The sequence below is a fragment of the Nocardia sp. NPDC050412 genome (genome assembly GCF_044458825.1).
In the GTDB taxonomy this organism is placed as follows: domain Bacteria; phylum Actinomycetota; class Actinomycetes; order Mycobacteriales; family Mycobacteriaceae; genus Nocardia.
Window position 1 is genome coordinate 559421 of sequence record NZ_JBITIJ010000006.1, and the last position, 11238, is coordinate 570658.

Annotated in this window: 12 protein-coding genes; 8 read left to right on the forward strand and 4 right to left on the reverse strand. The window is 65.8% G+C overall.

The annotated features are described in order from the left end of the window. The first annotated feature begins 385 nt into the window (after positions 1-385). Positions 386-865 carry an Lrp/AsnC family transcriptional regulator gene (locus tag ACIBI6_RS20315; protein WP_396957334.1) on the forward strand — a complete coding sequence of 160 codons (480 nt, stop codon included), beginning with the start codon at positions 386-388 and terminating at the stop codon, positions 863-865. On the opposite strand, the gene cobF is transcribed toward ACIBI6_RS20315, so the two are convergent. Beyond that, a complete protein-coding gene (gene cobF / locus ACIBI6_RS20320) occupies positions 841-1581 on the reverse strand; it encodes a precorrin-6A synthase (deacetylating) (RefSeq protein ID WP_364340877.1) in 741 nt (246 codons plus the stop codon). The two genes, ACIBI6_RS20315 and cobF, sit on opposite strands and share 25 nt — an antisense overlap. Before the next feature lie 42 nt (positions 1582-1623). On the opposite strand from cobF, the gene ACIBI6_RS20325 reads away from it, so the two are divergent. The 7 genes from ACIBI6_RS20325 to ACIBI6_RS20355 all read left to right on the forward strand — a co-directional run bounded on the left by ACIBI6_RS20325 (position 1624) and on the right by ACIBI6_RS20355 (position 7674). Continuing rightward, entirely contained in the window at positions 1624-2430 is an 807-nt protein-coding gene (locus ACIBI6_RS20325) for a thymidylate synthase (RefSeq protein ID WP_364340875.1), read from the forward strand. Beyond that, entirely contained in the window at positions 2427-2975 is a 549-nt protein-coding gene (locus ACIBI6_RS20330) for a dihydrofolate reductase (protein ID WP_396957335.1), read from the forward strand. The genes ACIBI6_RS20325 and ACIBI6_RS20330 overlap by 4 nt, the downstream gene beginning before the upstream one ends. 199 nt (positions 2976-3174) lie before the next feature. Continuing rightward, a complete protein-coding gene (locus ACIBI6_RS20335; RefSeq protein ID WP_364340873.1) occupies positions 3175-3504 on the forward strand; it encodes a cupin domain-containing protein in 330 nt (109 codons plus the stop codon). A gap of 56 nt (positions 3505-3560) precedes the next feature. After that, complete coding sequence (locus ACIBI6_RS20340) at positions 3561-4589, forward strand: Dyp-type peroxidase (protein WP_396957336.1); 1029 nt, start codon at positions 3561-3563, stop codon at positions 4587-4589. Next, positions 4586-5386, forward strand: a complete 801-nt coding sequence (locus ACIBI6_RS20345) for a family 1 encapsulin nanocompartment shell protein (RefSeq protein ID WP_396957337.1) — start codon at positions 4586-4588, stop codon at positions 5384-5386. Before ACIBI6_RS20340 ends, ACIBI6_RS20345 begins: the two co-directional genes overlap by 4 nt. 76 nt (positions 5387-5462) lie before the next feature. Continuing rightward, positions 5463-5993: a hypothetical protein gene (locus ACIBI6_RS20350; RefSeq protein ID WP_396957338.1), complete on the forward strand. Its 531-nt coding sequence runs from the start codon at positions 5463-5465 to the stop codon at positions 5991-5993. 64 nt (positions 5994-6057) lie between these two features. Beyond that, a complete protein-coding gene (locus tag ACIBI6_RS20355) occupies positions 6058-7674 on the forward strand; it encodes a TerD family protein (RefSeq protein ID WP_364341351.1) in 1617 nt (538 codons plus the stop codon). A gap of 134 nt (positions 7675-7808) precedes the next feature. Here ACIBI6_RS20355 and ACIBI6_RS20360 read toward each other — a convergent pair whose 3' ends face one another. The 3 genes from ACIBI6_RS20360 to ACIBI6_RS20370 form a co-directional block, all read right to left on the reverse strand. Further along, positions 7809-8708 (reverse strand): RNA polymerase sigma-70 factor, encoded by a 900-nt coding sequence (locus ACIBI6_RS20360; RefSeq protein ID WP_396957339.1) that lies wholly within the window; start codon positions 8706-8708, stop codon positions 7809-7811. Next, positions 8705-9862, reverse strand: coding sequence for an NAD(P)/FAD-dependent oxidoreductase (locus ACIBI6_RS20365; protein WP_396957340.1), 1158 nt, complete (start codon positions 9860-9862; stop codon positions 8705-8707). The genes ACIBI6_RS20360 and ACIBI6_RS20365 overlap by 4 nt, the downstream gene beginning before the upstream one ends. Before the next feature lie 406 nt (positions 9863-10268). Further along, positions 10269-10925 (reverse strand): TetR/AcrR family transcriptional regulator, encoded by a 657-nt coding sequence (locus tag ACIBI6_RS20370; protein ID WP_396957341.1) that lies wholly within the window; start codon positions 10923-10925, stop codon positions 10269-10271. Positions 10926-11238 lie beyond the last annotated feature (313 nt).

Here is an 11238-nt window from a genome sequence, read left to right on the forward strand (position 1 = left end):
CGCAGTTCAGGATCAAGATCAGGTGGATATGGCGGCGCGGGCGACTCGGGCGATGGCACGCCATCTGATCTTGATCGCCGGGCACTCGACGCCGAGCGGCGAGCAGTCCGGCACCCCTGGGCTGGCACACCGGGGCGACGCGCGTGGGCCGACGCGCGACAGCAGGCGGCCCGCAGCAGGGCAGCTCGCCCGGGCAGGAGTGGAGGCGCTTGTGCCGCGTCCAGATAGCTTGTGAGGTATCGAGATCCGTTGAGCGCAGTCACATGGCGGTGCCGCGGGGCGCATGATGCGGCGTTTCGACTGCGCTCGGCGAGCTGGCCGGACCTGACAGCGCGGCAACCTATCTGGGCGGGGCGGGCTAGGCGGCGGGGGCGAAGTCGGTGCGGTGGTTTTCGGCCCAGGTACGGAAGGAGCGGGGCTGGGGGATGCCGCGCTACTGAATGCCCTGCAACAAGACGGCCGCGCGACCTTGGCCCAACTCGCCACGGCCACCGGCTGGTCGCAAGCCACCGTCACCCGACGGCTCGCGGAACTACGAGCAGCAGAAGCGATCTTCTTCGATGTCGAACTCGACGACGCTCGCTTCGGCGCGACCACCCAAGCGCTGCTGTGGATGTCGGTGGCACCAGCACAGCTCGACCACGTCGCGACCGCGCTCGCCGAGCACGACGAACTGGCTTTCGCCGCCACCACCACCGGCCCGACAAACCTTGTCGCCCAAGCCATGTGCTCGGATCCCACGGCCCTGCACCGCTACCTCAACCAGCGCCTCGGCGCTTTCGAGGCTATCCATACATTGGAAACCACACCCGTCCTCGCCACCGTGAAGGCGGTCGCGCTTCAGGAGCCCGGACGCAGAAGATAAACGTCCATAATCCAACCCTTTTCGGCGCGCAGTCGAGTGCGCCGCTCGACGATCTCCTGCTCGACCGCACGCAGCGGCCCCTCGATCAACGTCTCATCGGGCATTCCCAGATAAGCGCCCCACCAGATGTGCACGTCGTCGCCGGGCACCGCCGAGAACGAACAGTCACCATCCAGCATCACCAGGGTCGAACCGCTGAGCCCATCCTCGCGCAACCGACGCCCGGTGGTGATGTGCACCGGCTCGCCGATGCGATGCAGCACCATCCGATGCCGAGCGGCCAAGGCCTGCACACTGGTGACGCCCGGGATCACCTCGTAATCGAAGCTCTGGGCAGCACGAGCCAGCACCCGTTCGATCATCCGCAGCGTGCTGTCGTAGAGCGACGGGTCACCCCAGACGAGAATGCCGCCGACCCCGTCGACCTGCGCGAACGCATCCTCCAGCAGCGCCGAACGGCGATCGTGCCAGTCCTCGACAACGCCCCGGTAATCGGCCGGATCCCGGTCGCGCGGCGGATCGGCGATCTCCACGATGCGGTACGGGTGATCGAGGTGTTCGGTGAGAATCGACGTGCGCACATCGACCAGTTCCTGCTTCTCGGCACCCTTGCCGATCACGAAAAACACCTCGACCTGCCGCATTGCCTTGATCGCCTGGACCGTCACCTGGTCCGGATCCCCGGCACCGATGCCGATCACGTAGAGCTTGCGCATGGCTCGAGCTTGCCAGGCACGACATGGGTAAGCTCGCCAGGCGTGGCCAACAATGCTGATACCCAGTACGAAGACCTGCTGCGACTGGTCCTGGAGTCCGGTACCGCGAAGGCGGATCGCACCGGCACCGGCACCCGCAGCATCTTCGGCCACCAGCTGCGCTACGACCTCGGCGCGGGCTTTCCGCTGATCACCACCAAAAAGGTGCACCTGAAGTCGATCGTCTACGAATTGCTATGGTTCCTGCGCGGCGATTCGAATGTCGCCTGGCTGCACGAACACGGTGTCACCATCTGGGACGAATGGGCGGATCGGCACGGCGAACTCGGACCGGTCTACGGCGTGCAGTGGCGATCATGGCCCACCCCCAACGGCACCCATATCGACCAGATCGCCGAAGTACTGCACACCCTGCGCACCAATCCGGATTCCCGACGCATCATCGTCTCGGCCTGGAATGTGGCCGACCTCGACAAGATGGCGCTGGCACCGTGCCACGCGTTCTTCCAGTTCTATGTGGCCGACGGCAAGCTGTCGTGCCAGCTATACCAGCGCAGTGCGGATCTGTTCCTCGGCGTGCCGTTCAATATCGCCAGTTATGCCCTGCTCACGCACATGATCGCGCAGCAGACCGAGTTGGAACCCGGTGATTTCATCTGGACCGGCGGCGACTGCCATATCTACGACAACCATGTCGCGCAGGTCACCGAGCAGTTGAGCAGGCAGCCCTACCCGTTCCCGATGCTGAACCTGCGGCCCGCGCCGACGCTGTTCGATTACGCCTACGAAGATGTGGAAGTGGTTGGCTATCAACACCATCCAGCGATCAAGGCGCGGGTTGCGGTATGAACGCGGCATCGCGTAGTGATTCGTTGCGGCGTGCTGGTCGGGCGACGGGCGGGCATGTGCGCACCATCGGTCTGATCTGGGCACAGACTCCCGATGGAGTCATCGGCTTCGAGAACACCATCCCCTGGCGCGTGCCCGAGGATATGGCGAATTTCAAGGCCGTCACCATGGGTCATCCGGTCATCATGGGCCGTCGCACCTGGGATTCTCTGCCGCCCAGATTCCGCCCGCTCGATGGCCGCCGCAATATCGTGGTCACCCGGCAGCCCGACTGGTCGGGTGCGGGTGCCGAACGCGCCGCATCGCTGTCGGACGCACTCGCCGCGACCGCACCGCAGGACGTCTGGATCATCGGTGGTGGCGAAATCTACCGAGCTGCCATGGAATTCGCGACCGACCTGCTGGTCACCGAGGTGGACACCGCCGTCGACGGCGATGCCTACGCACCCGCCATCGGCTCCGAATGGCACGCCGAGGACACCGAGCCGTGGGACGAGTCGAAGTCGGGCCTGCGCTTTCGGATTCGTCGCTACATCCGTAAGTAAGCCAGCCAGTCGGCAAACCTTCAGCATCAGGCATTCGGGACCGCGCAACCTCCTTCGAGCACCGACCAGCGGCGAACACGCCGCATACCGTCGCGGCGACCAAACCGGACACAAGTCGCCCGCCGGTCGGGCATACTCCTGGATATCAGCCCGTGTCACCAGCCCTGATCTGGCTGATTGCATCTGCGGAAGGTGGTCCATGGACAAAAAATCGCTGACTGCGGTCGCGCGCCAACAGCTCAAGTTGGCCAGCACCGCCACGAGCGGGCGCAGTTCGCAAACCATCTACGGCGGTCATGCCAATGCGCTGCGACAGACCGTGGTCGGTCTGTCGGCGGGCCAGAGCCTGGCCGAACACGACAATGCGGGAGAGTCCACTCTGCTGGTACTCAGCGGCACACTGACCTTGATCAGCGGTGCCAACGAATGGAAGGGATCGGCCGGAGACCTGCTGGTCATCCCCAAGGCGCGGCACAGCGTCAAGGCCGTCGACGACGTCGCATTCCTGCTGACAGTTGCCAAGTCGTAGCCGATGTAACGCACCGCTCGGCCGGTTTGTCGCTGCCGCCCTTTAGGGTGGAGCGCATGGGTGAGCCGCAGCCGATCCTCGAACCGCTCACGCCGGCCGCGATCTTCCTCGTCGCCACGATCGACGAGGGTGGCGAGGCGGCGGTGCGTGACCTGCTCGCCGATCTCTCCGGAATACGTCGTTCGGTCGGTTTTCGGCTGCCCGGCGCCGGGCTCACCTGCGTCGCATCAATCGGCTCCGAGGCGTGGGATCGCCTTTTCACGGGCCCACGACCCGCCGAACTGCATGTGCTGCCCGAATTCGTCGGCACGCACCACAGCGCTCCGACCACGCCGGGCGATCTGCTGTTCCACATCAAATCCGAATTCCAGGACGCCTGCTTCGAATTGGCGATGACGATCAACGACCGGCTCGCCGGCGCGGTCACCATCGTCGATCAGACCGTCGGATTCCGGTATTTCGAGCAGCGCGATCTGCTCGGCTTCGTGGACGGCACGGAGAACCCGGAGGGCTCCACGGCCTTCAGCGCGGCGTTCGTCGGCGATGCGGATCCGGAGTTCACCGGCGGCAGTTATGTCATCGTGCAGAAGTATCTGCACACCATGGCGCAGTGGCGGGCGCTCTCGGTCGAGGAGCAGGAGCGGGTGATCGGGCGCACCAAACTCGACGATTTCGAGCTCTCCGATGCGGATAAGCCCGCGAATTCGCATGTCGCGGTGAACACCGTCACCGATGACGAAGGCAACGAACGAAAGATCCTGCGCGCCAATATGCCCTTCGGCAGCATCAAGGACGGCGAATTCGGCACCTATTACGTCGCCTACGCGGCCACGCCGAGCGTCACCGAAACCATGCTGTCCCGGATGTTCATCGGGACGGAGGAGGCCGCCTATGACCGGATCCTGGACTTCTCCGTCGCGGTGACCGGCACGCTGTTCTTCGCACCGCCACTCGACTTCTTCGACGACCTCCCCGACGCACCGGGGGTGGCGGCGACAGCGCTCGAGGAATCTTTATCGCCGAATAGTGTTGGCAGTAACGGTTCTCTGGGTATCGGCACGTTGAAAAGGAGCATGCAATCATGAACAACCTCCATCGCGAACTCGCGCCGATCACCGCCGAGGCATGGACCGCCATCGAGCAAGAGGCGACGCGCACCTTCAAGCGTCATATCGCCGGTCGCCGGGTGGTCGATCTGTCCGGACCGCACGGCACCGACTACTCCGCGGTCGGCCTCGGCCGCACCACCGTCATCACCGCACCGGATGAGGGTGTGCAGGCCCGGCAACGGGTGGTCGCGCCGCTGGTCGAGTTGCGGGTGCCGTTCACGTTGTCGCGCGAGGAACTCGACGATGTCGAGCGCGGCGCGCAGGACACCGATCTGGATGCGGTCAAGGAAGCCGCGCGCAAGATCGCCTTCGCCGAGGACCGGGCCATCTTCGAGGGCTATCAGGCCGCGAATATCACCGGCATTCGGGCGAGTTCGCCCAATTCCCCGATCACACTGCCCAGCGACCCACGGCTGGTGCCGGAGTCCGTCGCGCAGGCACTGAGCGCGCTGCGGCTGGCGGGCGTCGACGGCCCGTATTCGGTGCTGTTGAGCGCGGACCTGTACACGGCGGTCAGCGAGACCTCCGATCACGGCCACCCGATCCGCACCCATATCGAACGCCTCATCCCGGAAGGCGAGATCATCTGGGCCCCGGCCATCGACGGCGCGTTCGTACTGACCACGCGCGGCGGCGACTTCGATCTGCAGCTCGGCCAAGATCTGTCCATCGGCTACCTGACCCACGATGCGCAATCGGTGCAGCTGTATTTCCAGCAGAGTCTGCAGTTCCTCGTCTACACCGGCGAGGCGGCAGTCGCGCTGGCGTCCTGATAGTCGACCCGCCCGCATCGGGAAGCCGGCAGTAAACCGACCGACTAGGTTGGGGTGCGGTATGCAGGAGGTCGAGATGACGATGGTGCGTGCGGGTGTGGTGCCGACCCGGCGAGCAATGCTGTACGGGATGGTCGGAATCGCGGTCACCGTGCTGGTCTGCGGTGCGATCGTGGAGGGATTCGGGCTCAACCGGATCTTCACCGGGCTGCTGGCCGGTGCGGTGGCCGGAATCGCATTGCTTGTCGCGCTGTTCGGACGCGATGTCGTCGTACTCACCGACGGGGCGATCTACCAGCGCACCCCGTGGCGGGAATCCAGTATCGACTGGGAGCGGGTGGTGGCCGGACGGTTCGCACTCGACGAGCGGGCCCGCTGGTCACTCGCACTGGATCTGATCGGTGGCGACGAGCGGCACGGCGAACTCGTGCTGCTGTCCATCCCGCCGGTGCGGCGGCCGGTCGCCGGGGCGTACGACATGCGCAAACGCGAGCAGGTCAACGAGATTCGGGCCATGTTGCGGCGCAAGCGCGTGCCGGTCACGGTGCTGCCGGAAATTGCCGGTGCGCTGCAACAACATTGGCAGATCGCGCCGCCCACCCGCTGATAGCCGGGGCGCGCGATGACCGAGACAGGGTGCGCTCAGGTCGTATACCTTGGCAGATGTGTCGATGATGAAGGGCGCCAATGTCGCGGTGCCGATGTCTTCAGTCCGCGTCGAGCTGGGGTGGCAGTCAGGTCCAGGGGTTCCGGATGCGGATGCCTCCGCGCTGCTGCTCGTCTCCGGGAAAGTGCGGGCGGATAACGACTTCGTCTTCTATAACCAGCCGAATCATCCGTCCGGTGCGGTCCGGCACGAAGGGAAGCGGCCGGGACCGACGGTTATCGACACGTTGTCGGTGAATCTGGCGCAAGTCGAAGCGCAGGTCGACACGATTGTTATTGCGGCATCCGCGGACGGTGGCACATTCGGGCAATTCCATGGGCTGTATGTGCGGGTGCTCGATGCGGTGAGTGGCGCGGAGGCGGCGCGGTTCGACAGCACGGGGGCCAGTACCGAGACCGCATTCGTGCTCGGGGAGTTGTATCGACGGCAGGGGGCGTGGAAGTTCCGGGCGGTCGGTCAAGGGTATGCGACCGGGTTGGCCGGGCTGGCTACCGATTTCGGGATTTCGGTTGATGATCCGGGGCCGGGGCACACGCCCGCAGCGCAGCCGCAGCAGAACGCGCAACCGGCTTACCCACCGCCGCCCGCGCAGCCGTATACGCCACAGCAGTTCGGCGCACCGCCGCCACAGCAGCACACGCCGCCGCCCACGCCACCACAGTTCGGGGCACCGCCCGCACCGCAGCAGCACACGCCGCAGTTCGGGGCACCGCCCGAGCCGCAGCAGTTCGGCGCACCGTCCGCACCGCAGCAACAGACGCCACCGCAGTTCGGGGCACCTCCGCCGTATCCGCCTGCGGCACCGCCCGGATATCCGCCGAATCCGGCGCAGCCGTATCCGCCGAGCCCGACGTCGCAGAACCCTTATCCACCGGACCGAACGCCGCAGCCCTATGCGCCGCCGAATCAACCACCGCAGCCTTATGCGCCGCCGACCGGGTCCAGCCAATTCGCCGCAGCTGCTGCGGCTCCCGGCGCGCCGGTCAACCTCAGCAAGGTTTCGCTGACGAAGGAAGCGCCCACGGTTTCGCTGACCAAGCACGGCGCCACCTCGGGAACCATGCGGGTCAACCTGAATTGGACCACCGCGCAGACCGGGGGCGGTGGCCTGTTCGGCCGCAAGCGCGCCAATGCGCTCGATCTCGATCTGTGCTGCTTCTTCGAACTGGCCGACGGGCGGATCGGATCCGTTCGCGCCCTGGACCGTTCGTTCGGCGCGCTGGATCGCCCGCCGTTCATCCGGCTCGACCAAGATGACCGCACCGGTAGCAGCACAACCGGTGAGAATCTCGATATCAATCTCGACTACACCGCGCAGTTCCGCCGGATTCTGGTCTTCGCCTCGATCTACGAGGGTGCGAACAACTTCCAGGGCGTGCAGTCCACCGCCACGCTGTATCCGGTGAACTCGCCGCCGATCGAAATGATCATCAGCGGCTGCCAGGACAATTCGCGCGACGTGATCCTCGCGCATATCGAGAATGTCAACGGCGAGTTCATCGTTCGTCGCGACGGCACCTTCGTCCGGCCGCCCTCAGGGCATCCCGGTGGCGGAATCCGCGAAATCGCACGCATGTACAACTGGGGCTTCGAGTTCAAAGCCACACGCGGCAAAGGCTAGATGCTTGATTTCAAGGGGTGGGTGATCCGCGGAGCCGGCCACCCGCACCAGATCTGCTGCGTCGAGGATCGACTCCACCGCATCATCGGCGACCGGCCCTGGTCACCCACTGCACTACCCGCGGGCAGGCGGCCTCAGGTCGGATGGACGGTCCGGGTGGCAATGGCGTGCAGCTTGTCGGGATTGGCGACATTGTGGATCGCGGTGATCCGGCCAGTGGCGTCGACATCGAGGGTAACGGTGGCGATGACGCGCCCACCGCCGCTGAACACGACGCCGAGCCCGCCGTTGATCTCGACCATCTCTGCGGTCATGTCGGCTGGCTCGACACCCTGGTAGGTGCGCGTGCCCATGGACGCGAACCAGGATGCGACCGTGTCCGCGCCGCTGACGGGGAGCAGCACCTGGCGCACCTTGCCGCCGCCGTCGGTCCACAACGTCACGTCCGGCGCGAGCAACTGCATCAAGGTGTTGATGTCACCGCCCATCGCGGCGGCGAAGAACCGCTCACTGACCTCGCGTTGGCGGTCGCGGTCGGCCTGGAACCGCGGCCGCCGCGCCTGCACATGGCTCCGGGCTCGCTGCGCGGCCTGGCGCACCGTTGCTTCGGAACGCTCTACGGCGTCGGCGATTTCGACATAGCTGAACCCGAACGCCTCCTTCAAGACGAATACGGCCCGTTCGAGCGGGGTCAACGTCTCCAGCACCACCAGCAGGGCCATCGAAACCGATTCGGCGGCGGTCGCGTCGTCGACGGTACCGGTGAGGATCGGTTCGGGAAGCCAAGGGCCGACGTAGGTCTCGCGGCGGCTGGTGGCCGACCGCAGCCGATCCATCGCCAGGTTCGACACGATTCGTACCAGGTAGGCCTTCGGGTCGCTCACCTGGGAACGATCGGCAGCGGACCATTTGATCCAGGCGTCCTGCACCGCATCCTCGGCGTCGGCTGCGGTGCCGAGGATGCGGTACGCGACGGAGAACAGCAGGTTGCGATGCTCGGTGAACACCGCAACCGTGGCGGATGCGGCGGTCACCGGGTGTACCGCCCGCCCTGCGGCCACACCGCACCGGAAGTGGGGAACTCGAGAATCCGACCGAAGGTCGGCCAGGGCGCTGCACTCACCGTCTCCTTGTACCAGACGGCGCGCCGGCCGGTCAGCCGCAGCCTGCGGGGGCTGTTGTCCGGCTTGGTGAACTGGACCACCGCGTCGTGGCGGCCCAGGCTCACCGGGGTGTGGTAGTAGCCGAACCGGAACGGTTTGGGCTGCTTGCCTTTCAGCTCCCGCACGATCGATACCGCCGCGTGCACGCCGGTCGGCATACCGCTCTGGCAGGTGCCGTGCATCACGCCGTAGCCCTGTCCGATCGCGGCCGCGTCGCCGATGGCGTAGACGTTCGGATGCGACACCGACCGCAGCGCGGCGTCGGTGACGATCCGGCCGTGCTCGTCGACGGCCAGCCCCGCCGCAGCCGCCATCGGGGAAACCCGCACTCCGCTCGTCCACAGCACGGCGTCGACCGCGATGCTCTCTCCGCCGGCGAGTTCCACGGTGTCCGGCAACACCTTGACGATCTCCACACCGCAGCGCACCTGTACCCCCAGTCGCGCCAGAGCGTCGTTCACATAGGCCTTGGCCTGCGCGCCCAGCGTCGATCCTGGCTCGTGGCGACCCAGCAATACAACGTCCAGGTCCGGGTATCGCTCGGCGAGCTCGGCGGCGGTCTCGACGCCGGTCAACCCGCTGCCGCAGACCGCCACGGTCCCGGCGCCGAGCCCGGCCAGTCGCTGCGCCAGCAACTCGGCGTCGTGCACGCTGTTCAGTGTGTAGGCGTTGTCGTCGACGCCAGGTACCGCGGTCGTGTCGGCGACCCCGCCCAACCCGCAGACCAGCGTGTCGTATTCGAGCACCCGCTCGTCGTCGATGCGGACGGTGCGTGCGGCCGCGTCGATGCCGGTGACCCAGCCACCTACGAACTCCACGCCGGTGCCCTCGAGCAATGCCGGAATATCGAACTCGGCCAGGTTCTGTCCGGACGCCGTCTGGTGCAACCGCAGCCGCTCGGTGAAGCGTGCGGTCGCATTGACGAGGACGATCTGCACATCGTCGCGTCGCTTGGTGCGTGCCGCCAAGCTCGTGGCCGCCGACATGCCCGCGTAGCCCGCGCCCAGAATCACCATCTTGTGCATTTGCCTATCCCTTCTCGCAATCACTGTCGACCACAAGACGAGACAGCCCCGGCGCACCGTAAAGCGAGGTGATGCAGGTCACAATCAACACTTGGCACCTGCCATGGCCGGCCGCCCATCAACCCCGCCGTTCCAGCAGGGCACGGGTCCGCGGCGTGCGGGCCACCGCAACGCTGTATCCGGTGGATGCTCCGCCGATCGAGATGAGTGTCGACGGTTGCACTAATGATTCGCGGCGCATGGTGCTGGCGCTCTTCGAGAACATCAATGGTGAGCTGGTGGTGCGCCGTATTCCTGCCGTCGTCCGACCGATCCGTCGATCTTCCTCAACCAGGGCGTCGATCTGGCGTACGGCTGGGGGTATGGAATGGTGGCCGTCGACGGAAAGTCCTGACGCGCAGGCGATTCAGAACGTCAGACGCTGGAGGAGAGCAGTCGCGTCCGCGTGAAGGCCGTCCAGATCACCGCGCCAGCCGAGCATACGCATAATCGCGTCCGGAATGGCGCGTTCGGCGTGGGCGGGTGCGCTGCCCTCATCCGAGCGGATATTGATCACCGTCTCTACGAGCCGGAACGGCAGGCCCTCCGCCCCCGGCACCCCCGCATCGGCAGCGACTATCGCGGCCAAAATTTCGTAGTGCCCGCGTAATTCGTCGCGGCGTAATCGGAAGGCGGCGAAGCGTTCGGTGCGCAGTTCCGGAAGTAGATACAGCGCACCGAGATTCCGCCGCGATGCGCACAGCTGGCGCACGTCGAACCAGGCCAGCGCGTATAGCCGGATGTGTGCCGGCTCCGGCACCTCGCGGAGGCGTTCGGCGAGATCCAAGGGGCCTGCGATGGTTTCGGCGAGCAGAGCGTCGAGGATGTCGTCCTTGGACGCGAAGTGGTGGTAGAGCGACGCTTGGCGGATACCGACCGCATCCGCTACCGCACGCGTCGAGGTATTGGCATAGCCATTGGTGGTGAACAGTTCTCCGGCGGCGTCGAGGATCTCGGCGCGTGGCGTCCGACCGCGCCGGGGGCGCTGGTCGAGTCGGGGACGGCCGGGACCGAGATTTGCCACGACGTCATTCTGACACCGCGTTCGATGCGGCCGACCGCCGCCACAGCGATCGGACCGGTCTGATGTTCGCGGCACGATTGCACACGTGTGAGGTTTCTGTCACTCGATAGAAATCCAGGCAACGCAGAAGTTACCGGCGATCGCGGAAGCGATACACCAGGGACACCGAAAGCGCGATCGCGAACGCAAAACTGTCATGCGATAGGTATTGGCCGCTCGCGAAGGACTCTCAATGACCGTGTCAAGCCGCAGCAGCCGTCGGGGCAGGTGTGTCGAAGCTGAATTCACGTCCGTCTCGCAGCAGTGCCCACAA